Below are 23729 nucleotides of genomic sequence, written 5' to 3' on the forward strand. Positions count from 1 at the left end.
GGGTGGGGGCGAGGACGGTGATGTCGGCGTCGGGGGCGAGGCGGCCGAGGTCGCGTTCGGCGGTGAGGTAGGTGGCGAGCATCGCCGACGCCTCGTTCATGACCGGGATGCCGGTCGAGCCGGCCGCGCGCAGCCGTGCCCGCAGTTCGTCCCGGGAGATCACGAGGCCCACGATCGCGACCCCGACCGGGTCGAACACGTCGGTCAGCGCGTCGGTGAGGTGATCGACGACCGAGCCCGTGCCGACAGCGGCGCGCAAGGTGTCGGCACGGGCGTCGAGCCGCTCGACGCGGTCGAGCACGAGGTCGGCGAGGAAGGCGTCGAAGTCGGCGAAGTGGCGGTGCAGGACGCCCTTCGCGCAGCCCGCCTGAGCCGTCACGGCCCTGCTGGTCAGCGCGTTCGGCCCGTCGCGCACGAGGATCCGCTCGGCGGCGTCGAAGAGCTGTCGGCGGGGGTCGCGCATGGCCACGCCTGTGGGCATACCGGGGTCCGTCTCCTCATGTCGGGACAGCGGGTGGGCGTCGTGCCGGAACAGCGAGTGGGCGCCTGCCCATTGACGAGTGGGCGCTTGCCCATCCAAAGTGGGCGCATGGTCACTTTACCGTCTTCCGCAGGCCTGCCCCATGGGCGCCGGGACATCGCCGAGTCCTTCGGCACGGACGCCGAGCGCTACGACCGGGCCCGCCCGCGCTACCCGGACGCCCTGATCGAGCGCATCGCCGCCGACCCGGGCGCCGCCGTACTCGACGTCGGCTGCGGCACCGGAATCGCCGCACGGCAGCTCCGCGCGGCCGGGTGTCAGGTGCTCGGCGTGGAACCGGACGCCAGGATGGCCGACCTCGCGCGGCGTTTCGGCGTCGAGGTCGAGGTGTCCACCTTCGAGCAATGGGAGCCGCAGGGGCGGGAGTTCGACGCGGTCGTCGCCGGGACGGCCTGGCACTGGGTCGACCCCGTCGCCGGGGCGGAGAAGGCGGCGCGGGTGATGCGGCCGGGAGGCCTCCTGGCCCCCTTCTGGAACGTCGGCCAACTCCCGCCCGACCTCGCCGAGGTCATCGCCGACGCGTGTGAACGCGCCCTGCCCGACGTCCCGTTCGACCTCCGGGCCGCCGTCACGCGGTCGGCCGTCGAGGGGTACCAGACGCTGCTCGACAAGGCGGCGGACGGGATGCGGGCGGCGGGCGGGCGGTTCGGGGAACCCGAACAGTGGCGCTACGACTGGGAGTTCACGTACACGCGGGACGCCTGGCTGGACGTCATGCCGACGCAGGGCACGTTCACGAACTTCCCTGCGGATCGGCTCGCGCCGGTGCTGGAAGCGGTGGGCGCCGCGATCGACGAGCGGGGCGGGTCCTTCGTGATGCCCTACGCGACGCTGGCGGTCACCGGGAGGCGCAGTCGGCGGTGAACGCCGCCCAGGCGGTGGGGGTGAGTTGGAGCGTGGGGCCGTCGGCTTCCGGGTTCTTGGAGTCGCGGATGTGGATGGTGTGGGGGCAGGCGGCGACCTCTACGCACTGGCCGCCCTCGCTGCTGCTGTAGCTGGACTTCCGCCACGTGTAGGCGACTTCAAGGCAGGCGCCGCCGTCGCTGTTGCTGTAGCTCGACTTGAACCACTGAAGTCCGGTGCTCATTGATCTCCTAGCAGACGGTCCAGCAGGCTTCGTGAGTCCTCGATGGTGAGTGCCTGCGTCCGCAGCATCGCATATTTACGGGTCAGGATGGACACCTCATCCGGGTCGGAGACCCACTGGCTGCCGCGTTGGGACTCCGTGTACGCGAGGTGCTGGTGATCAGGTGTCTCCAGCAGGGTGAAGGGGCCCGCGTCTCCAGCATTCGAGGTCCGACTCAGAGGGAGGATCTGGAAGGACAGGCCCGGGAGTTCGGAGTACTCGCGCAGAGCGCGCAGTTGGGCGCGGTGTGTCTCGCGGCCCCCGTTGGGCCACAGCAGCGCAGGCTCCCAGACGACGAAGCTCATCGTCGGTGGATTCTTGCGCTGCAAGATCTCCTGGCGGCTGATACGGCCCGCGATCTTCGTCTCCAACTCGTCCTCGTCGTACGCCGGAAGACGACTGCTCAGCAGCGCGCGGGCATACGCCTCGGTCTGGAGCAGGCCAGGGACGACCAGCGCGTCGTACCAGGACAGTGAGATGGCCTCCCGCTCATGCAGCATGTACTCCTCGGCGTAGAGCGGGAATTGGTCGATCTCCGGGAGGTTGTCGACGCCCGCCTCGAACGTCCCCTTCGTGTCGAGGATCCTGTCCAGCGACCTCGCGAGCGGGGGCATCAGCCGGCGCCTGCCCTGCTCGACCGACGCGATGGTCTCCTCGTCGACCAACGCCCGCTCGGCGAGCTGGCGTTGCGTCAACCCGGCGGCCATGCGGGCCGCTTTCACCTGTGCGCCCAGCAGCCGCATCGTCGAGCGGTTCTTCTTGGAGTTCATGCTGTGGTGCTCCCCACATCCACCCGTTCCGGACCCCGCGCGCACCCGTACTCCGCCCGTACAAAAAGGAGTCCAGGGCTCACGCCCTGTCAACACTAGTGACGCTACGCAACTCTTGTCCCGTGAACCTGAGTGAGAAGTTCTTCCGGCGCGAACGCCGGTCCGTTCCCGCCGCGAGGCGGTTCGCTCACGCGTACCTGGCTGAATGGGGACTCGCGGGGACCGAGCGCGGTGCCGATGTGCTGGTGTGCGTCAGCGAGTTGGCGACCAACGCGCTGGTGCACGGGGTGCCGCCGGGGCGTCAGTTCCGGCTGTTGCTGCGGTGCGACGGCTATTCGCTGCGGGTCGAGGTGCACGACAGCGCTGGGGGGATTCCGCGCGTCGACACCCATCCCGACGCCACCGACGAGGGCGGGCGCGGGCTGCTGCTCGTGTCGGCGCTCGCCGACAAGTGGGGCGTGGGGGAACGGGACTTCGGGAAGGTGGTGTGGGCGGAGTTCGGATGCGAGGGCGACATCGCTGGACAGCGCCGCACGGAACCATGAACTGCGCGGCGGGTTCTCACCACGTGCCCGGTGAGAACCCGCCGCTTCGTCGATCCGCCGTCATCGGTCCGTCCCGGTCAGCCGAACGCCAGCTTCCCCGTCCAGCTGCCGATCACCGTCGTGTAGCCGCCGATCGCCGCCTTGCCGCCGGAGTAGAGGCGGACGCTGCCGTCGCTCATGTGGGCCCAGATGTCGGGGACCGAGTCGCCGGTGACGTCCGGGATGGCGAAGAAGCGGGGTACGGCGGTGGCGGTCCAGCCGCTGGCCGCGTACTCGGTGTCGGCGCCGCCCGAGCCCGCCGCGGAGTTGGCGAGGGAGAGGATGTCGACGCCGGTGCCCGCCGCGTTGGCCTTGCCCTTGCGCAGGATCAGCCGGCCGGAGTCGGTGGTGCGGTAGAGCATGTCGGCGATGCCGTCGCCGCTGATGTCGGAGACCGCGACCAGGTCACGGGTCGTCCAGGCGCTGCCGGTGTTCAGCAGCGTGGCACTGGCGAACGAGCCGCCGGTGTAGCCGGTGAACGCCCAGTACTGGGTGCCGGAGGTCATGAAGAGTTCCGGCTGGCCGTCGCCCGTGATGTCCCCGGCGGCCAGGATCTGGTCGAACGCGGACGCGGCCGGGACGGTGACGTTCGCCCCGCTGGTGTCCGTGCCCGTGGCGGGCAGCAGGACCGGCATCCGGGCGCAGGTGTTGAAGCCGCCGAAGCCGTCGCCCGGGTAGACGTAGAGCGTGCCGTCGTTCATGCGGGCGACGAGGTCCTGGAGGCCGTCACCGGGGTAGAAGTCGCCCCCGTGCGTGATGAGGGCGTCCTTCCAGTCCACGGCGGTGGTCGTGCAGCCGTCGGCGTAGGCGGTGTTCTTGGTGGTCTCGCCGTAGGACGGGTTCATGCCGACGAACAGGTCACCCTTGGTGCCCGAGGGGTAGTCGCGCAGGCCGTAGCTGGTGACGCCGTCGTCGTCCGTGGACGTGATGATGGTCAGCAGGTCCGGCTTGTCGTCGCCGGTGAGGTCGGCCGTCGCCTCGTCGCGGTCCTTGGGGCTGACGAAGATCTTGTACGCGTTCGGGGTCACCGACTCGTTGCCGGCCGCGTCGAGGGCCTTGACGTAGAGGATCGCCGGTCCGGCGAGCGGCGGGGTGACGGAGACGACCGACGTGAACGAGTTGCCGGTGATCACCTCGCCCGACTTGGTGGTGCAGCTGTTCAGGTCGCTGAGCTTGGTCGACTTGTCGTACGCCGTGCTGTTCCAGCTGTACTCGTACGAACTGACCTTGTCCCACGGTGAGTTGAAGAACCTCATGCATCCGGACTGGCCGAAGGTGGCCTTCGACCACTGGTCCTCGCCGCTGTCGTTGTCGTCGTCCGACTCGCCGAAGTCCGCGGAGGTCACGAACGGGGTCTTCGGCGCCACGGTGTCGAGCTTGAAGTAGCAGGTGTAGCTGGTGGGGGACTGCGTCGGATAGTCGTCCTTGACGTACATGTTCCAGTGGTACGTGCCGTCCTTGAGGCCGCCGCTGTCGAAGACGACACTGGCCGTGGTCTTGCCGGACGCGCTGGCCTCGCGGTTGTAGTACGTGCCCGTCGTGTCGTTCTTCAGGTACAGGTGCACGACGTCCAGGTCGTCCTTGCCGTCCGGGTCCGAGACGGACGCGGAGAACGTGATCTGGTCGTTGGCGCCGATGGTGACGTAGGGCGCGCTGGTCGTGCACTTGCCCGGGCTCATCTTGAGCTTGGTGGGCTTGTTCGGCTTGGTGTTGTACTTGACGTCGACGCTCGGGCCCGCGTTGTCGTTCGTCGCCTGGAACTTCTTCCAGGCGTACTGCTCGTCCTCGTCGGTGGCCCGCACGCCCAGCGTCCAGTGGTTCAGGCTGTTGTCGGCCGCGTACTGGGCGGCCTCCCTCACGTCGTAGACCGTGTTCCCGGCAGCGCAGGCCTTCTTGTAGCCCTTGGCGTACGACTTGGTGTCCTGGCGGGTGTTCCAGCTGGGCTGCGTCTTCCAGCTGGTCTTCTTGTCGATGTCACCGGTGCGCCAGACCTGCACCTCCTTCTTGGTGCAGGACCAGGAGTACGTCTCCTTCATGTTGAGCGTGGCCTCCTTGATGGAGGTCGTGCGCACCGCGTTCGGCCAGGCCATGGTGAAGAAGGAACGGCTGGTGCCGAAGGTGTCCGACTCGTAGCCGGCGCGGGCCTCGTTGGTGCCCTTGTTGAAGCCGCGCCCGTTGAAGAAGGTGGCGTCCGCCCAGCTGCCGCGCTTGTAGGCGGTGGTCCAGTTGCCCGCGTCGGTGTTGGTGCTGGGGTCGATGAAGACGGGGTACGTGGTGCCCGGCCCGGTCAGCAGGTCCTGGTCCGGGGTGATGGTGATCGTGCCGTCAGCGGCCAGCTCCGGGTCCATGCGGGAGCTGTGGGTGCCGGGCTGGGGGCCGTTCAGGCCCGGGAACTCGCCGTCGATGCCGGTGGTTCCGGGGGTGACCACGGCGCTCTCGTCGCCCGCGGGCTGGGTCGCCACGGGGTCCGCGGAAGCGGCCGCCGGGCTCGCGGTCGCATCGCCGTCGGTCTCCGTGGTGGCGGTGGGCGCGGTGGACGCCGTACCGAAGTCGGTGTCGGCGTTCTGGTCGTCGGCGCCGCGGTCGCGGGCGGCGTCGTCGGAGTCCGCGGGCTCCGGTGCCTCGCTCGCGGTGTCCGTGGCGGTGGGCGTCGGGTCGGGGTCGTCCGCGCCGCCGTCACCGTGGGTGAGGTTGTCGGTGGTGGCCTCCTTGCCGGCCGAGTCCCACATCATGAGGGTCGGCGTGGCCGCCACGTCGTTGCCGTCGGCGTCGTAGGCGTGGATGGAGCCGCTGCGCGCGTCCAGCCTCATCGTCAGGTCCGGCGAGGACAGGCCGTACGAGATGGTCTTCAGCGCTGGATTCGCCGCCGCCTGGGCCGACTTGACGACCAGGACCTCGGAGAAGCCGCCGTCGTTCGCCGCGAGGACGAGGTCGACGCCGGGCAGCACCTCGCGGTACAGGGCCTCGTTGCTCTCGACCTCGGGGGCGGGGAGGGTGCCGGGCCAGGTGAGGTCGATCGTGTGGCCGGCGGTGGTGAGGGTGACGAGGGTGGTGGCGGTGTCGTCTCCGGCGGTCTCTGTGCCGGCGTTCGCGCGGTAACTCGCTGGACGTACGTAACCCGCCGGACGTACGTAACTCGCCTTGTCCGCCGTCGACTTGTGCTTGGTCCCGCTGTTCTTGCTGCCGCCCGAGAACACCACCGGCGTCGTCGTGGCCTTCGTGGTCCAGTCCCCGTCGGGCGTGCGGCGCAGCGTCGGGTCGATGGCCCGCCAGGTGCCGTCGACCTTGGTGCGCACCGGTGAGACATGGATGCGGGTGGTCAGCGTGTGGCCGGGGTCGGCCCAGGTGGTGGTCGTCGCGGTGCGGGCCGTGACGATCTCGACGCGCTTGCCGGAACTCCTGGCCAGGGCGCGTGCCTCGGTCTCCGTGCGGGGGTGGGGTTTCGCGCCGCCGCTCTTCGCCGCGGAGCCGCCGGAGTCGTGGTCCGGCAGCAGCACCCAGGCGGTCCCGGCGGCCAGGATCAGCGCCAACAGCCCGGCTAGCAGGCGTGTTTGACGTGGGCTCAGCCTGTGCGGCCAAGAAGCGGAGGACACCGAACCGTTTCCCCTCTGACGGTGGCGACATGACGTGCTGCCCGCATGCGGACGGCCCTCCGCCGGCCCACCCGGTGGTCGGTGCCGGGGGCGTGGAGAGGACGTGCAGATCATGGAGCGCCGGTGTGCGCCGGGCAAGCCCCTTGTGGTCGGGCGCGGTCGGCGGAACGTCCCCTTCCGGGTGTAACACCCGTTATTCCGCCCGGAGTTGGGCCGTCTTGTCATGCTCTGGTCAGTGATCAAGCCCACATAAAGTCAAATGATCTAGCGCTGACGGCAAAGGACGGCCAATAATCCGGGCTGTTTTCCTCCTTCTTTTCTCCATCGCTTCTTCCTTTTCTCCATCGCGTCTTCACGGCCGGGGTGACTGCCGGCCGGGCTCACCGGGGGGTCCTTCCGTGTTCCGTCGCTCACGTCCGAGCGCGCATCCGCGCCGCAGAGCCTGGCGCCGCAGAGCCGTGCCCGGTGTCGTCCTGCTGCTGTCCCTCGCGCTGTCGGTCGGGGCCCTGGAGGGCCAGGCCTTCGCCGAGCCGCCGCCGGACGACGACGTCGCCGCGATGGTGGACGTGCCCGCCACCGACCCGGTGGACGGCGCCGACCAGCCCCTGTCCGGGTACGCGCGCCAGTACGCGATCGACCCGGCGCAGGACGACACCGACCCGCCGGACGGCAGCACCGCGATACCGGCCGCCGGTCCCGACGGCACCGCCGACATCACCCCGGAGAAGCTCGCCGCCGCCGCGGACGGGCTCGTCCAGGTCGGCGGCGGAGTGCCGGTGAAGATCGGCGCCGCCTCCGACGACACCGCCCAACAGCCCGTCGGGACCTGGGCGGTTGACGTACTGAGCCAGACCGACACGGCCGCCGCCGGGGTCAACGGCCTGCTCATGCAGGTCACCACCAGCGACACCACCCCGGCCCCGGCCCGCCTCCAGGTCGACTACACCGACTTCAAGAACTACTTCGGCGCCCAGTGGTCCGACCGGCTCCAACTGGTCCGCTACCCCGAGTGCTTCCTCACCGCCCCGGACAACGAGGCCTGCGCCACCCCCGAGCCGCTGGACAACTCGGCCGACCTGCGCGCCGACACCACGACCACGGACACCGACGGCAACGAGACCACCGACCTGGGCGCCACCAAGGTCGAGGCCACCGTCGACCTGTCCACCCCGATGGACGCCGACACCGCGACCGGCACGACCACCGCCGACGCGACCGCCGCCCTGGACAAGGGCAGTGCGCAGTCGGCCGTTTACCACGGCACGGCCACCAACGCCGTTACGGCAGCCGCCACTTCGGGAGCCGGCGGCGTCCTCGGTGTGACCGACTCCGGCAACGGCGCCGGCGGCTCCTTCCGGGCAACTCCCCTTTCCTCGGCGGGCAGTTGGGACGCCGGATCGTCCTCGGGCGGCTTCGCGTACTCGTACGCCGTCGACACCCCGCCGGTCTCCGCGGGGCCCACGCCGAGCATCGCGTTCTCGTACAACTCCCAGGCGGTGGACGGGAAGACGTCCACGGCCAACCCGCAGACCTCCTGGATCGGCGAGGGCTGGTCCTACGACACCGGGCACATCGAGCGCTCGTACCGGGGCTGCGGCCAGGACCAGGACGGCGACGACGCCAACAACAAGGGCAAGAAAAAGAAGACCGGCGACCTGTGCTGGGCCTCCTCGAACGCGGTGATGTCCCTCGGCGGCACCACCGTCGAACTGGTCCGTGACGACACCAGCGGCGCATGGCACCCCCGTTCCGACGACGGGACGAAGGTCGAGCACAAGACCGGTGCCGACAACGGCGACGGCGGCGACACCGACGACAAGGGCGAGTACTGGATCGCCACCACCCGCGACGGCACCAAGTACTACTTCGGCCTGGACAAGGTCGGCAACGGCCACGCGGACACCGACTCCGTCTCCACCGTCCCCGTCTTCGGCAACGACCCGAAGGAACCGTGCCACGCGGACGCCTTCAAGGACTCCTCCTGCACCCAGGCCTGGTCCTGGCAGCTCGACGAGGTCGTCGACCTGCACGGCAACGCCATGGTGATCAACTACAAGCAGGAGGACAACTACTACGCCAAGAACAAGTCGACCAAGACGAACGTCAAGTACCAGCGCGGTTCCTACCCGCTGAGCATCGAGTACGGCCTGAACAAGGACGACCTGGGCGCGGTCCCGGCCGCCAAGGTGCAGTTCCAGACGGACGAGCGCTGCCTCGCCGCGTCCGCCAGCAAGTGCGACGCCGACAACTTCACGTCGGGCGACCCGGAGAAGTACCGCGTCTGGTACGACACCCCGGCCACCCTCAACTGCAAGTCCGACACCGCCAAGCAGTGCCCGACGTTCCCCTCCTTCTGGACCCGCAAGCGCCTGGAGAAGGTCGTCACCTGGGCCCACCGGGACGGCACCGGCACCCTGTACCCGATCGACGAGTGGACCCTCAACCAGGCCTTCAACTCCGGCTGGTACCAGACCTCACCCGGCCTGTGGCTGTCCTCCGTCCAGCACGGCGCCTACGACACCGACACCACCGACCCGGACGACGCCCCCGGCCAGAACCTGCCCGCCGTCGTCTTCGACGGCACCGCCCTGCCCAACCGGGTCCGCGCCAACAGCGACGACATCGAGCTGACGTACTGGCACCCGCGCATCACCGGGATCACGGACGAGAACGGCAAGAAGACGGTCGTCGACTACAACAAGGGCTGCGCCTACGCCCCGGCGACCACCGACATCTCCGACAACACGGCCGCCTGCTACCCGGTGCACTGGTCACCCGACGAGAGCCTCGACAACCCGCCGCTGGCCTGGTTCAACAAGTACACCGTCGCCCGCGTGACCGAGCAGGACACGGTCGTCACCACGACCGCGCTCGCCTCACCCGACATCGTCACCACGTACGACTACGGGGGCGGCGGCTACTGGGCCAAGACCGACGCCGAGTTCACCAAGCCCTCGCAGCGCACCCACAGCGACTGGCGCGGCTACGCCTCCGTCACCACCAGGGTCGGCACCCCCGGCGGCCCCGCCGCCACCCGCTCCAGGACGACCACGTACTACCTGCGCGGCTCCGGGACCACCCTCAAGGACGACACCGGCGCCACCCTCTCGGCCGACGACGCCGAGGAGAACGCGGGCCAGGCCGCCGAGACCGTCACCTACGTCTCCGACGAGAGCGCGGCGGCGGCACACAGCCGGGTGATCACCCTGCCCGGCACCAGTACGGTCACCGCCACCCGCAAGCGCGCCGGCGACAGCGACCTCGTGGCGAGACGGACGTACGTCAAGCGCGTCGACGACCTGACCGCCTACAACGGCAAGTGGCGCGGCACCCGCACCACCACCGCCATGGACGACGACGGCCTGCCCAGGCTGAGCGAGGTCGCGGTCGTCACCCTGGCGAGCCCCGGCGACACCACGCCCACGGTCGGCGACACCACCTGCACCCTCACCACCTTCGACAACAGGGCGTCCGCGAACCTCTACGGCCTGCCCAAGCGCGCGCTGACCACCGCGACCGACTGCGACGACGTGTCGAGCGCGGCCACCGCCGCGGTCGTCTCCGACGTCACCACCGGCTACAACGACGCCGGCGACGCCACCAGCGAGAAGTCCCTCAACGGCGAAGGCACCGGCACGATCACCGGCTCCCTCACCGAGTACGACGTCTACGGCCGCGCCAACAAGGTCACCGACGCCGGGAAGAACGTCACCAGGACCGCCTACAACCCCGGCAGCAGCCCGTACGTCATCACCGGCACCACCATCACCAACGCCAAGCAGCAGGCGACGATCACCACGATCGACCCGGCCCGCGGCCTGACCACGCTCACCACCGACCCCAACGGCAACAAGACCCGCTACGAGTACGACCTCCTCGGCCGCCTGGTCAAGGGCTGGCAGCCCGGCGACGCCGACGCCCTGCCCTCCACCCAGATCAGCTACGCGCTGGGCACCCGCACCCCGACCCGGGTCATCACCAAGAGCCTGAAGGACAACGGGAGTTACACCCAGTCCGTCACCTTCTACGACGGCATGGGCCGCACCGTGCAGACCCAGGCACCGGACGCCACCGGCCTCGGCCGCCTGGTCACCTCGGTCCGCTACGACGACCACGGCGCCCCCGTCCGCACCGACAACGGCTACTACGTCCTCGGCCTGCCGGCCACCACGCCGTACATTCCCACCAGCCAGCAGTCGATCCCCAACTCGACCAGGGCCACCTACGACGGCCTCGGCCGCCCGCTCACGTCGACGACCCTGCACCACAACGCGGACTTCACCACCTCCACCAACACCTACAGCGACACCGACGCCTCCGTCACCAACGTCCCGCCCACCGGCGCCACCGCCACGAAGGCCATCGGCGACGCCCTGGGCCGCGAGGTCAAGGCGATCACGTACACCAACGCCGACCGCAGCGCGAACACCTACACCGAGACCAGCTACGACGCGCTCGGCAACCGCACCCAGGTCAAGGACAAGGCCGGCCACCTCTGGACGTGGACGTACGACTCCCGGCACCGCGTGCGCCTCAGCACCGACCCGGACTCCGGCACCGGCCAGACCTGGTACGACGACGCCGACCACGTCATCCAGACCAAGGACGCCACCGGCAAGGTCCTGCACTACGGCTACGACCCGCTCGGCCGCAAGACCAGCCTCACCGTCGGCTCCGACACGTTCCCCACCGACGAGTGGATCTACGACACGGCGGCCAAGGGCATCGGCCTGCCCGCCAAGTCCGTCCGGCACACCGTGCCGGGCTCCACCACCGGTGACATCGTCAGCGAGGCCACCGGCTACACCGAGGACGGGCAGCTGACCGGCAAGACGGTCACGGTCCCGGCGGTCAGCGGCTCCACCGACAACCTCTCGGGCTCGTACCACTGGTCGTACACCTACACCCGCACCGGCAAGCCGCTCACCACCACACTCCCCGCCACCCCCGGCGGCATGACCACGGCCGAGAAGGTCATCACCCGCTACAACACCCAGGACCTGCCCGTCTCCACCTCCGGCTGGGACTGGTACACCACCGGCGCGGTCTACAACCCGTACGGCCAGATCACCCGCTCCACCAGCGGCAAGAACCCCTACCGGGTGTGGACCAGCTCCCTCTACGACGACTCCACCGGCCTGCTGCTCCACTCGTACGCGGCCACCCAGACGGCGAACGGCCTGGTCTCCCAGACGGCCTACGCCTACGACCAGGCCGGCAACACCAGCCTGGTGGCGACGGGTTCGACCGCGTCGGCCACGACCACCTGGGACAACCAGTGCTTCACCTACGACGCCCGAGGCCAACTCGTCGAGGCCTGGACCGGCGCGACGGCGAAGTCCTGCACGGACTCCTCGGGCACGACCTGGAAGGCGTCCGATTCTTCGGCGACCGCGTCCGGTTCGGTGGGCGGCGCTCCGTCCACGTCGACGATCGCCACGGGCACGGCGTCCTACGGCAGCCTCCCGTACTGGCAGTCGTACCGCTACGACGACCTCGGCAACCGCAGCACCCTCACCGACCACAGCACCCAGCGCACCTCCACCGGCGCCCTCAACACCGCGCTGGACAGCTCGACTTCGTACGCCTACGGGGACACCGGCCAGCCGGACACCCTGACCGGCTGGACCCAGAAGACGGTCACGGCGGCGGACTCCGGCACGAAGACCGTCACCGAGGCCAACTCGGCGGTCTTCGACGACGCCGGCCGCACCCAGACCCGCACCATCAACGGCGACAGTCAGTCCTTCGTCTACGACGGTGAGGGCCTGCTGAAGTCCGTCTCCGGATTCGGTGCCGGATCGGGCGCGATCACCGGACCCGGCGGACTGTGCGTGGACGACGCCGGTGGCCACAGCGCCGACGGAACCGTCATCCAGATCTACACCTGCAACGGCACGGCCGGACAGAAGTTCACCGCCAACGGCGGCAAGCTGACGGTCCTGGGCAAGTGCGCCACGGCATCGGGAACGGCGAGCGGTTCGACGATCACGCTGAAGACCTGCGTACCGGACGCCACGACCCAGTCCTTCGTTCTCCGCACGGACGGCACCTTCTACAACACGGCCTCGAAGCTCTGCCTGAGCGTGCCGAGCGCTACCGTCAGCGCCGACCTGACCCTGGCCGCGTGCACGGCGAGCGCCGACACCCAGAAGTTCACCCTCGCCGCGAGCACGTCGTACCTCTACGACGCGGACGGCACCCGGATCGCGAAGACGACCGGCGGCTGGACCACCCTCTACCTCGGCGAGACCGAGGTCATGGGCTCCCAGACCTCCACCGCCACCAGGGCGATGCGCAGCTACGCGCAGGCCGGCGCCCCCACGGTCGTCCGCTACACCTCCAGCGCCACCAGCGCACACACCCTGGTCGCCCAGGTCACCAACACCCAGGGCACGGCCACCGTCCAGATCAAGCTGGCCTCCGGGATGGCGGTCCAGACCCGGTCCTACGACGCCTGGGGCAACCTGCGCGGAGACCTCGAAACATCGCTGACGGGCTGGGCGGGTTCCCGCGCGTACATCGGCGGCGCGGACGAGTCGAGCACGGGCCTGATCCATCTGGGCGCGCGGGACTACGACCCTGTCACCGGGCGCTTCACGTCACTCGACCCGGTGATGGACTTCTCCGACCTGCTCCAACTGGGCGGTTATGCCTACGCGGACAACAGCCCGGTCACCAAGGAGGACCCCAACGGCCAGTTCTGGGGCTGGTCCCAGGTCAAGCACGCGGCCTGGTCCGCCACCAAGACGGTCGCGCACGTGGCGTACGAGTACTCGGGCCTCGCCGACATCGTCAGCTGCGCCACCCACCCGGCACTCGGCTCCTGCCTGATGGCAGCCGCCACCATCATCATCACCGTCGCGACCTTCGGCGAGGGCGGAGTGGCCCTGGCCGCCGCACGCGGCGGAATGCGCTTCGGCGGCGGGGTGCTGGCGCGGGGCGCGGAACAGGCGGCGGTCAAGACGGCGGAGAAAACGGCTGTCAAAACCGCGGCCAAGGCCGTCGAGAAGAAGGTCGTGAAGACGGCCGAGGAGAAGGCGGCCAAGGCGGTCGAGAAGAAGGCCGCGGCGAAGGCGACGGAGAAATCCGCCGCGAAGACGGCCGAGAAGGACGCCGGCAAGGCGTCCGACGCGGGCGAGGACGCCGTCGAGTCAGGCGGCAAGTGCAACAGCTTCACGCCCAACACGCGGGTGCTGCTGGCCAACGGCAGGACCAAGGCGATCAAGGACCTCAGGCCCGGCGACAAGGTCAGGTCGACGGACCCGGTCCTCGGCACGACGGCGTCCCGCACGGTCACGGCCACGATCGAAGGCCAGGGCACCAAGCACCTCGTCCGCCTCACCTTGGCCAACGGCAAGTCCCTCACCGCGACTGACGGCCACCCGATCTGGCTCCCGAAGGCCCACCGCTGGGCCAAGGCGAGCGAACTCCGTTCCGGTGACTGGCTGCAGACGTCGGCCGGGACGTACGTCCAGGTCAGGGCGGTACGGGCGTGGACGCAGACGGCGACGGTCGACAACCTGACTGTTGCCGGGACGCATACGTACTATGCGGTGGCGGGGGCCATTCCGGTCCTGGTCCACAATTGCGATGACGCTACGCATGCTGACGACTGCTATTGCGACTACGGGGATACGCCCAAGCCGCGCGCGGACGCTCTGAGCGATGACATCTGGGATGCCGCCGAGGAGGCCGAGTCCGGCCTTGCCGGTGAGACGGGCCACTCGGTGCAGCGCGCAGCCCAGCGTGGTGTTTCGGACGAGCAAATAGAATCCGCTCTCTCGCGTGAGCCGTTCCAGTACTACCATGAAGGCCAGTACAAGTCGGGGTACTACGACCCGGGCACAAAGGTCTTCGTGGGTAAAACGATCGATGGCAACATCAATACGGTGATAGAGGACGTCGAGGCCGCCTATATTGCCCGACTGAAATCTGCGAAGGGGCCAAACTGATATGGCGGATGTGCGGGTTACCTATGACCCGGTGGTCAATGCGGCCTATGTCTACTTCACGGAGCCGCAGGTGACCGTCCCGTCCGCGCACACGTATCCGTGCGATCCGATCGATGTGGACGGGATGATCAATTTGGATTTCGATGCGGAAGGGCGACTCATCGGCATCGAAATCCTGGCGGCCGACACAAAGCTTCCCCGATACATGCTGGACGGCGCGGAGCGTTTGGAACGGCCCTGAACCGACCACGCCGGATCCGGTCCTGAATCAGGTTGAGGGTGGCCCCCAGGATTTCTTGCGGGCCACCCTTGCCGTTGGACGCGGAGGTCACACCGCGTGTGGGTCAACTGCCGGTATTCAGCCGGAGGGCGAGGTCGTGGGCGGTGGCGCTGGTGAGGTCTCCGATGAAGGCCCCGACGATTTCGAGCCGGCCGCCGGTGAGCGAGGAGGTCACGCTGGGGTTGCCCCAGAGCTTGCCGTCGATGACGATGGCGAATTCGTTGCGCGGGGCCGGGGCCCCGGCGATGGAGCCGGTGAGGGCGGCGAAACGGGTCCGGTCGGTGGAACCGAGGGTCACGTCGACCTGCCAGGTGCCGTCGGTCGGGCTTTTGCCGGCCTTCGCGGAGGCGACACGGACGTCGGTCATGCCCCTGGCCCGGTCGGCGTGGACGCAGAACGCCGGGTGGGTCGCGCTCGCGCGCACGGTGTAGCCGTCGCTGCCGTGGGCGCAGGCGGCCTCCGTGGACGAGGTGACCGGCAGGATGGAGAGCAGGGCCACCTTCCCGGTGTTCCCCGTGTCCCCTGCGGCGGGCCGGACCCCGTGCGCGTGCGGGGGCGTGCCGTCCGCCACGGCGACCGCGCAGGCGGCGACCACGGCGACGACGCCGGCGGCGCCGGCACGGGCCAGCCGCTGCCGCCGCCGGGCGACCCGCAACGCGTCGTCGGCCAGGCCTGCCAGGCAGCGACCGGCGGCATCGGCACCGGTCTCCAGGACGTGGGTGTGCAAGGCATCGTGCAGCGACGTTTCGCGCAGCGGGTGTTCGGTCGAGTCGTTCATGCGATGACGCCCCTTCCGGAGGCAGGGGCGGAGGTGGCGGCCGACCGCTCCGCTTCCGCGAAGGCGGCGCGGAGGGAGGCGAGGGCCTTGTGGGTCTGGCTGCGGACCGTCCCCTGGGCGATGCCCAGGATCGCGGCGATCTCCTGGTCGGGCCGGTCCTCGAAGTAGCGCAGCACGATCACCGCGCGCTGGCGCCTGGGCAGCCGCCGCAGCGCGGCCATGATGTCCTGCCGCTGCACCACGGTGTCGGCCAAGTCGACGGCCTGCGCGGACGAGTCCGGCAGCTTGTCGGTGACCGTCTCCTTTCCCCAGCTGAGCAGCCGGAAGCGGTCCACATGGGCGTGGTACAACGCCCGGCGCACATAGGTCTCCGGCTGCTGCCGGTCGCGCAGCCGCGACCAGCGCCGGGCGGTGGACGCGAGTGCGGTCTGGAGCAGGTCGCGGCCCTGCTCCCAGTCCCCGGTCAGCAGGTAGGCCGTGTGCAGCAGTGATCTCGACCGCGCGGCCACGAACTCGCGGAACTCACGTTCCTCGTCGGCGTTCAAGCGCCCTCCCTCGTTCCCCCGTAAAGACGGGTAGGGAAGGGAGTTCGACTGCCCTGCCGGTCAGACTTTCTCATCCACCTTTCGTGTCCACCTTTTTTTGTCCACTCTCGTCCACGACGCTGCCGGGCTTCTCGCGCGGAGCGTCAGAGCCCCAACCACCGCCGTACCCGCCGAACTTGACGGTTGTCCGCCAGCGAGTCGAGGAACCGGCGCCCGCCCCCGGCCTCGTACGCCGGGCCCTCCAGGCGGAGCAGCGTCCCGTCGCGGACGACGGCGTACGCGAGGGGCTTGGCCGTCTTCGGGAGGGCTACCGGGTGGCGGCCGGAGGGGAGCTTCAGGCGTGCGGGGAGGCGGAGTTGGGCCGTGGCGGAGTCGGGGGTGGGGAGCAGCTCGGCTTCCACGCCCAGCGTGGCCACGGTGACCTTCAGGCGGGCAGGAGTGCCGTCCGCCGTCGCCGCCATGTACGGCAGGGGGAGTGAACACCCCTCGCCGCGCCCGGCGTTGCCCGCCGCCACGGTCGACGTGTCCTGTCCGAGCTTGCGCTGACGTTGGTCCACGTCCAGGGCGAGCTGGCCGCTGCCCGTCCAGTAGGGGAGTGCGAGTCGGCCACCGGTCAGTGCCGGGCCCGTCGCCGGGGTGCCCGGCGTGCCCTCGCCCGTCACGCGCACCAGGCGGTCCACGCCCAGCAGCTGGACGTACGCCCACACGTCGTGCACACCCCGCTCCAGCGGACGCCCGCCCGCCAACCGCTCGGGGTCCAGGGCCAGTTGCCCGGAGGCGATCACCTGCGAACGGCCGTCCCCGAGGGGCTTCAGCCGTACCTCCAGGTCGCCCTCCGGATACCACCAGTCCTCGCGGTCCCGGTCCTTCACCACGAGTTCCGCGTACGCGAGCCGGAAGGGGTCGGGGACCTCCCAGCCGTCCTCCGTCCCCGGCACGCCGGCCAGCAACTCCGGGTCCAGGTACCGCTTTCCGTCCCGCTCGACCAGGACGAGCGGTTCGCCGTCCCCGCGCAGAAGGTCCAGCGTCACGTCGGCGACCAACCGGCCGTCCGCCCAGCGCAGTTGGCCGACCTCGCTGCGGGCCTTCACCTCGCGGACGCGCTCCGCGAGGGTCACCGCGCCGTCGAAGTCACCGGCCTCCAGCAGTGTGGCGCGCAGCCGGGACACCGCGGGCAGACCCTCGCGTACGGCCGCGGGGAACTCCTCAAGCGCCACCTCCCGCGCCGCCTCGAAACGCTGCCGTTGCTCGGCCGGGTCCTCGCGGAGGATCTCGGGCTCGCGGGTGCGGGAGAGGATCTCCACGTGGTAGATGCGGTGGAGGAGGCGGTTCTGGAGTGCGTCGATGTCGTCGGACGCGGGCGTGCCGTCCTTCAACTGGCCGATGATCGTCCGGGTGTTGGACCAGAAACCGTGCTTCGGGTTGAAACGGTGCTGGGTGTTGTTGCCGCCGTCGTCCCGCTTCATCCAGTAGTAGACGGGATAGTCGGCGAGGATCGAGATGCGCTCCGCCTTCAGATAGGCGGCGCTGACGAAGGCCAGATCCTCCAGGATCCACGGGCCCTCGGGGAAACGCAGCCCGTGTTCCTCGACGAACGCGCGCCGGAACATCTTGTGCGGCGACATGCTCTGCATCAGCTCGTCGTTCTCGATGGTGCAGGCGTCCACCGTGTGCCGGAACAGTCGCCGGGGCCGCACCATCGTGCTGGACATCTTGCCGAGGACCACGTCGGCGTTGTTCCGCTTCGCGTGCTCGTACAGCCGCTCCAGGGCCTCGGGCCCGAGCGTGTCGTCGTGGTCGACGAACTGGATGTACTCGCCCTGGGCGTGCTTCATGCCGAGGTTGCGGGGCGCGCCCGGCCAGCCGGAGTTGGGCTGGGTGTGGACCTGGACGTTGGGAGCCCCGGCGGCGATCTTCTCCAGGCGGCTGAGGGTGTCGTCGGTCGAACCGTCGTCGACGTAGATGACCTCGTACTCGTCGGCCGGCAGGCTCTGCCCCAGCAGGGACGGCGCGCACTCGTCGACGTACTTCCCGGTGTTGTAGACGGGGACGATCACGCTGACTTTGACTCTCGGCATTCCACGGACCCTACCTGTCGGTGAAAGCCCGGTGAACTGTCGGCAACTGACTTGCCTTGAGATGCGAGGGGTGCGGCTTTCGCCCCGGAGGTGAAGATGGTCACACTCTGTGTGATTGCTATGTACAGCAAGTTTCCTAATAACCTTGACGGTTTTTATTTAACTCGTATTTAGTCTCCTCTTACGTCATTCACAGGGTGGCCTTACCTGGCCGTACCCGGAGGGCTAACGAGGGGTGGGGTGTGCGTACGCGTACGCATCTGGCCGGGGGGCTGGCCGGTCTGGCTGGTCTGTGCCTGGCCGCTATGGGGGTCGTGACACTGGCATCGCCACCGGCGGTGGCTGCCACGTGCACGGCGGGGACATCGAACGACTTCAACGGCGACGGCGTGACCGACACGGTGCTCGCGGACCCGGACGCCACGGTGAACGGAGCCCAGAAGGCCGGGCTCGTGCGCGTGGTCCTCGGGGGCGGCAAGGGGGTGTCCGAGATATCCCAGGCCACCACCGGAATGTCCGCGGCCCCGGAGGCGGGTGACGGCTTCGGGGCCTCCTTCGACACCTACGACGCCGACGGCGACGGCTGCACCGACCTGGTGGTGGGAACGCCGTTCGAGGACGTCGTGAAGAGCGGCGTCAATCTCGTCGACGCCGGGGCGATCTTCGTCATCCACGGCACGCCCACCGGTATCGGCGCGGGCTCCGCGATCGAGGGATACACCCAGGCCGGCTTCGACTCGAACAGTTCCACCGAGGCGTACGACTGGTTCGGTTTCGCCCTGGATGCCGGCGCGAACGCGAGCGGTACGCCGTACCTCGTGGTCGGGGTCCCCGGTGAGAACGTCACCGTGGGCAGCACCACCTACGGGGACGCCGGCTGCATCGAGTACCAGCAGGGCAGCACCACGATCGGCGTGAGCGAGAAGGATCCGGGGGTGCCCGGTGACGTCGAGACGAACGACAAGTTCGGCTACTCGCTGGCCGGGACCAACCGTTACTTCGCGGTCGGCAGCCCCGGGGAGGCCATCGGCACCGAGGAGTTCGCCGGCGGAGTGGCGGTCTTCAGTCACACTCTCTCAAGTGGCATGCCCACGCCACTTCTGGGCCTCGACCAGAACAGCACCGGGATCGCCGGGGCGGCGGAGGCGGGCGACGGCTTCGGCAGTTCGGTCTCCATGACCGGTTACCGGCCGAGCGACCAGACGTACAACTCGGACGCGCTGCTCGCCATCGGGATGCCGGGCGAGGACGTCGGGACGCTGGCGGACGCGGGCGGGATGGTGGTCGTACGCGTCCAGCCGTCCGGTGCCTTCACCCAGGTTGCGGCGGCGGACGGCAACGCGACGGACGCCGAGGGCGACGCGGCCGCCGGCGACTTCATGGGTCAGCGGGTGGTGATCGCCAACACCGACACCACCGTCGTGACCGTCTCGGCCAACGTCCGTCTCGCCGTCGGCGAGCCGGGCAAGGACACGGCCACGGTCAAGGACGCGGGCGCCGTCCACATCTTCCGGCCGCTCGACGCGGCCATCGGCACGGCCGACAAGGAACTCACCCGGGGCTCGGGACTGCCGGGCACGGCGACGGCCCGGGACTACACAGGCATCGCGCTCGCGGGCGGCAACACCAACCTCTATGTGGGCGTGCCGTACAGCAAGGCCTCGGGCACCTCGAAGGGCGTCCTCTACGTCACACGCTGGACGGACGTCGACGGCACCACGAGCGTCGGCACCACCACCTACCAGCCCGGCTCGGGCGGACTGCCCGACGCGGGCGCGGCGCTCGGAGCGATCCGATGAGCGGTGGACAGAGAGGACAGAGAAGAAGAGAGCACAGCGCGATGAGCACGCGTAAGAGATCCGGACGCCGCCGCCCCCTGATCGCCGCCGCCACCATCGCGGCCCTCCTGACCCCGGGCCTGATCGCCCTCCCCGCCCCGGCCGCCGAGCGGACCGCGTCGGCCGGCACGAGCGCCGCCGACGCGAGTGGCACCTCGTCCCTCTCCGCGAACGCCGCCCGGACCAAGGCCAAGAAGTCCGGCAAGGCCGTCGAGATCCAGAGCCTGCGCGACGAACGCAGCACGACCGTCGCCAACCCGGACGGGACGTTCACCACCAAGCAGTACGTCCAGCCCGTGCGCACCCGTGTCGACGGCACGTGGACGGACATCGACACCACCCTGGTCCGGCAGAAGAACGGCACCCTCGCGCCGAAGGCCGCACTCACCGCGATGTCCTTCTCCGGCGGAGGCGGGACGACCTTCGCCACGATCGAGAAGGACGGCCACGCGCTGTCCCTCGACTGGCCGACGAAACTGCCCGCGCCGAAGATCGACGGCCCGACCGCCACGTACAAGAACGTCCTGGACGGCGTCGACCTCAAGGTCACCGCCAGCGCCGAGGGCTTCTCGCACGTGCTGGTCGTCAAGACCGCGAAGGCGGCGGCCGATCCGGAGCTGACCGAGCTCCAACTCCCCTTCGACACCGACTCGGTGACGCTCGCCGAGGACACGGACGGCGGCCTCACCGCCACCGACCCCGGCGCCGGCGGCGCGGTCTTCGAGGCACCGCAGCCGGTCATGTGGGACTCCAGTCACGGCACGGCACAGACGCCCGCCGCCGAGGAGAGCACCCAGACACCGCCCGAGGGGGCCCAGGTCGCCGACGTCGGCGTGGACGTCTCCGCGGACACGATGACGCTCACCCCCGACGCGGACCTGCTCACCGACGCGGACACCGTGTACCCGGTCTACATCGACCCGGTGGTCAAGACGGCGAGCCGCAGCAGCTGGACCATGGTGTCCTCGGACTCCCCGAGCGACTCGTTCTGGAAGTTCGACGACGACGAGGGCGTCGGCCGGTGTCCCGCCGACGTCTCGGTGCGGTGCTCCAGTGGCTCGGACGTGAAGCGTCAGTTCTTCGCCATCCCGACCGGCACCTTCGAGGGCAAGGACATCATCGACGCCGAGTTCGCCGTGACCCAGGTGTTCACCTACAGCTCGGCCGCCCGCGAGGTGCAGCTCGCCCGCGTCAACAGCACGAGCGCGAGTGCGATCAGCTCGTCCACGGACTGGTCGAACCAGCCCTCCTCCAAGGCCACCGTCGACAGCAAGTCCCCCACGGACAACGCCGGTTCGTGCACGTCCACCAACCAGAACGTGCGCTTCGACGCGACGGGCACCGTACAGACCGCGGCCGACAAGGGCTGGAACACCACCACCTTCCGGCTCAAGGCCGCGAGCGAGTCCGACACGTCGTACTGGAAGCGGTTCTGCGGCAACGCGTACCTCTCGGTGAAGTACAACCGCCCGCCGCTGGAGCCGGACCAGGACGCCCTGACCATGAACCCCGGCGACAGCTGCGAGTTCGGCAAGGCCACCGAGCACTACGTCACCAAGGCCCCGAAGGCGTACGCGGTCATCAAGGACTACGACCACGGCGACACCGGCTCCAACAGCGAGACGCTGCAAGCCCAGTTCAAGGTCTGGTGGACCAACTCCTCGGGCACCGAGGTCGTCCACTACGCGACCACGGCGAAGAAGACCACGGTCGACGCGAGCAAGGACGGCCAGACCGGCCAGGCCACCTTCTCCTACACGGTCGGCGACGACCTGTCGGGTGACGGCGAGGCCGGGTTCACCGTCCCGCAGAACACCACCGTCGCCTGGGCGGTCCGCGGCTACGACCAGCAGGCCTACGGCGCCTGGTCCACCGACGGCACCCAGACCCGCTGCGAGTTCATCTACGACACCAGCAAGCCCGCCTCGGCCGTGATCACCTCGGCCGCCTACCCGGACGACGACGCCTGGCACCCCGGCGTCGGCGACTACGGCGACTTCACCATGGACTCGCCGGCCGCCGACGTGGCGAGCTACGCGTACTACTTCACCGGCCCGAAGGCCGACAGCGCGAAGAGGACGGTGGCCGCAGAGTCCACCGGCGGTCCGGCGACCGTTCGCTGGATGCCGCCGAGCGAGGGCTCGTACGTCCTGCACGTCACCGCCGCCGACGGAGCCGGCAACGCGCAGAAGACGCCGACCGCGTACGTCTTCCTGGTCAGCGACGGCCGCGCACCCGTCGCCGCCTGGACCCTCGGCGACGCCAAGGGCGCCACCAAGGCGGCCGGCAGCAGCGGCACCCCCGCCGCGAGTGCCGGTTCCGGAGTGACCTTCGGCGCGGCGGGCCCGCTCGGCTCCACCGACACCGCCGCCTCCCTCGACGGCACCGAGAACGCCTACCTGGACTCGGGCACGGCCGGCGTCGACACCGGCAAGACCTTCTCCGTGAGCGCCTGGGTCATGCTGCCCACGCTGCCCACCGCGAACGTCACCGTCGTCAGCCAGGACGGCACCGCCCAGCCCGGCTTCGAACTCGGCTACGACGTCGACACCGCCTCCTGGACCTTCCGCATTCCCGTCAGCGACATGGAGTCGCTCGGCACCTGGAAGGTCTCCGGAGCCGCGGCCGTCGCCGGGAGCTGGACCCACCTCATCGGGGTGTACGACGCCGAACTCGGCAAGATGATGCTGTACGTCAACGGCGTCCTCGTCGCCGACGACGTGCAGGCCCGCCACACCACGTGGAGCGCGACCGGCGGTGTGCAGATCGGCCGCAAGCTCGCCCTCGACGGCTACGTCAACCAGCTCAAGGGCAGCGTCGCCGACGTCAAGCTGCACGACCGGGTCATCCCACCCACCGAGGGCCAGGAGCTCGGCGGCATCCAGCCGCACCAACTCGCCTACTGGCAGCTCGACTCGGCCACCGGCGGAGTCTCGCCGGAGACCGGCGGCGGCACCGGGCTGACCCTCGGCGGGGGCGCCTCCATCTACGTACCGGACGATTCCTGCGACCCCGAGGCGGACCCGGACTGCGTGCCACCGGCCGAACCCCTCTGGGGCGACGGGCACTTGGTCCTGAACGGCACCAACGCCTACGCCACCCGCGCGGCCACCGGACCGCTCACCGCCCAGGACAGCTTCACCCTCACCGCCCGCGCCCGGCTCGCCTCGGCGAACCCGACGGCGGACGAGACGGTGCTGGCGCTGTCCGGCGCCAACGGCAGCGCGATCAAGGTCAAGTACTCGGCGTCCCAGGCCCGTTGGCAGCTGGTGGTGACCGACGCCGACTCGTCCGCACCGGTGACCACCACCCTGCTCGACAACGGTGACGCACCGAGTTCCGCGGGCACCGGCGACCACCTCGCCCTGGTCTACAACGCGGTCTTCGGCGATGTGCTGCTGTACGTCGACGGCGTCGCCGCCATCGACGCCTCCTGGGACAACACCTGGGACTTCAGCACCACCAGCCTCCAGGTCGGCCGATCGCTGACCGGAACGGCGGCCGGCGAGTACTTCTCCGGCGCCATGGACGAGGTGCGCATGTACCAGGGCCCGCTGGACGCCTCACTGGTGGCGCTCGTCGCCGGTCTGCCGGGCGGTTCCAGCGTCGACGAGACCTCGGCCTGACCGGCCGTTCCCCTT

At 69.6% G+C, this 23729-nt stretch carries 13 protein-coding genes; 6 read left to right on the forward strand and 7 right to left on the reverse strand.

The genetic code is table 11. The annotated features are described in order from the left end of the window. The coding region (locus AC31A1_RS10615; RefSeq protein ID WP_489653022.1) for a TetR/AcrR family transcriptional regulator at positions 1-481 on the reverse strand (481 nt) is incomplete at its 3' end. A 108-nt stretch (positions 482-589) separates the two neighbouring features. Between AC31A1_RS10615 and AC31A1_RS10620 the strand changes: the two genes are divergently transcribed. Further along, positions 590-1405: a class I SAM-dependent methyltransferase gene (locus AC31A1_RS10620; protein WP_489653023.1), complete on the forward strand. Its 816-nt coding sequence runs from the start codon at positions 590-592 to the stop codon at positions 1403-1405. Here AC31A1_RS10620 and AC31A1_RS10625 read toward each other — a convergent pair. Together AC31A1_RS10625 and AC31A1_RS10630 are read right to left on the reverse strand one after the other, a co-directional pair. Next, on the reverse strand, positions 1380-1628 hold the full coding sequence (locus tag AC31A1_RS10625; protein ID WP_489653024.1) for a DUF397 domain-containing protein: 249 nt from the start codon (positions 1626-1628) through the stop codon (positions 1380-1382). The genes AC31A1_RS10620 and AC31A1_RS10625 overlap by 26 nt on opposite strands. Beyond that, positions 1625-2437 carry a helix-turn-helix domain-containing protein gene (locus AC31A1_RS10630; RefSeq protein ID WP_489653025.1) on the reverse strand — a complete coding sequence of 271 codons (813 nt, stop codon included), beginning with the start codon at positions 2435-2437 and terminating at the stop codon, positions 1625-1627. The genes AC31A1_RS10625 and AC31A1_RS10630 overlap by 4 nt, the downstream gene beginning before the upstream one ends. A gap of 122 nt (positions 2438-2559) precedes the next feature. On the opposite strand from AC31A1_RS10630, the gene AC31A1_RS10635 reads away from it, so the two are divergent. Beyond that, positions 2560-2982 (forward strand): ATP-binding protein, encoded by a 423-nt coding sequence (locus AC31A1_RS10635; protein ID WP_489653026.1) that lies wholly within the window; start codon positions 2560-2562, stop codon positions 2980-2982. Between the two features lie 77 nt (positions 2983-3059). On the opposite strand, the gene AC31A1_RS10640 is transcribed toward AC31A1_RS10635, so the two are convergent. Beyond that, on the reverse strand, positions 3060-6551 hold the full coding sequence (locus AC31A1_RS10640; protein WP_489653027.1) for an FG-GAP-like repeat-containing protein: 3492 nt from the start codon (positions 6549-6551) through the stop codon (positions 3060-3062). A gap of 521 nt (positions 6552-7072) precedes the next feature. Here AC31A1_RS10640 and AC31A1_RS10645 point away from each other — a divergent pair. Together AC31A1_RS10645 and AC31A1_RS10650 are read left to right on the forward strand one after the other, a co-directional pair. Then, a complete protein-coding gene (locus AC31A1_RS10645; RefSeq protein WP_489653028.1) occupies positions 7073-14569 on the forward strand; it encodes a ricin-type beta-trefoil lectin domain protein in 7497 nt (2498 codons plus the stop codon). Between the two features lies 1 nt (position 14570). Continuing rightward, positions 14571-14810 carry a DUF2283 domain-containing protein gene (locus AC31A1_RS10650; RefSeq protein ID WP_489653029.1) on the forward strand — a complete coding sequence of 80 codons (240 nt, stop codon included), beginning with the start codon at positions 14571-14573 and terminating at the stop codon, positions 14808-14810. A 103-nt stretch (positions 14811-14913) separates the two neighbouring features. On the opposite strand, the gene AC31A1_RS10655 is transcribed toward AC31A1_RS10650, so the two are convergent. The 3 genes from AC31A1_RS10655 to AC31A1_RS10665 form a co-directional block, all read right to left on the reverse strand. Then, a complete protein-coding gene (locus AC31A1_RS10655) occupies positions 14914-15627 on the reverse strand; it encodes a SecDF P1 head subdomain-containing protein (protein ID WP_489653030.1) in 714 nt (237 codons plus the stop codon). Continuing rightward, positions 15624-16172 (reverse strand): SigE family RNA polymerase sigma factor, encoded by a 549-nt coding sequence (locus AC31A1_RS10660; RefSeq protein WP_489653031.1) that lies wholly within the window; start codon positions 16170-16172, stop codon positions 15624-15626. The genes AC31A1_RS10655 and AC31A1_RS10660 overlap by 4 nt, the downstream gene beginning before the upstream one ends. A gap of 143 nt (positions 16173-16315) precedes the next feature. Further along, positions 16316-18250, reverse strand: a complete 1935-nt coding sequence (locus AC31A1_RS10665) for a glycosyltransferase family 2 protein (RefSeq protein WP_489653032.1) — start codon at positions 18248-18250, stop codon at positions 16316-16318. 242 nt (positions 18251-18492) lie between these two features. Between AC31A1_RS10665 and AC31A1_RS10670 the strand changes: the two genes are divergently transcribed. After that, on the forward strand, positions 18493-20049 hold the full coding sequence (locus AC31A1_RS10670; RefSeq protein ID WP_489653033.1) for an FG-GAP repeat domain-containing protein: 1557 nt from the start codon (positions 18493-18495) through the stop codon (positions 20047-20049). 41 nt (positions 20050-20090) lie between these two features. Next, on the forward strand, positions 20091-23714 hold the full coding sequence (locus tag AC31A1_RS10675) for a LamG-like jellyroll fold domain-containing protein (RefSeq protein ID WP_489653034.1): 3624 nt from the start codon (positions 20091-20093) through the stop codon (positions 23712-23714). The last annotated feature ends 15 nt before the right edge of the window (positions 23715-23729 follow it).

This window comes from Streptomyces sp. P5F9, assembly GCF_057961495.1.

Bases quoted from the DNA above. Each gene is read 5' to 3' on its own strand.
- AC31A1_RS10630 (WP_489653025.1), bottom strand. From the start codon at position 2,437: ATGAACTCCAAGAAGAACCGCTCGACGATGCGGCTGCTGGGCGCACAG.
- AC31A1_RS10625 (WP_489653024.1), bottom strand. From the start codon at position 1,628: ATGAGCACCGGACTTCAGTGGTTCAAGTCGAGCTACAGCAACAGCGAC.
- AC31A1_RS10675 (WP_489653034.1), top strand. From the start codon at position 20,091: ATGAGCACGCGTAAGAGATCCGGACGCCGCCGCCCCCTGATCGCCGCC.
- AC31A1_RS10655 (WP_489653030.1), bottom strand. From the start codon at position 15,627: ATGAACGACTCGACCGAACACCCGCTGCGCGAAACGTCGCTGCACGAT.
- AC31A1_RS10650 (WP_489653029.1), top strand. From the start codon at position 14,571: ATGGCGGATGTGCGGGTTACCTATGACCCGGTGGTCAATGCGGCCTAT.
- AC31A1_RS10665 (WP_489653032.1), bottom strand. From the start codon at position 18,250: ATGCCGAGAGTCAAAGTCAGCGTGATCGTCCCCGTCTACAACACCGGG.
- AC31A1_RS10620 (WP_489653023.1), top strand. From the start codon at position 590: ATGGTCACTTTACCGTCTTCCGCAGGCCTGCCCCATGGGCGCCGGGAC.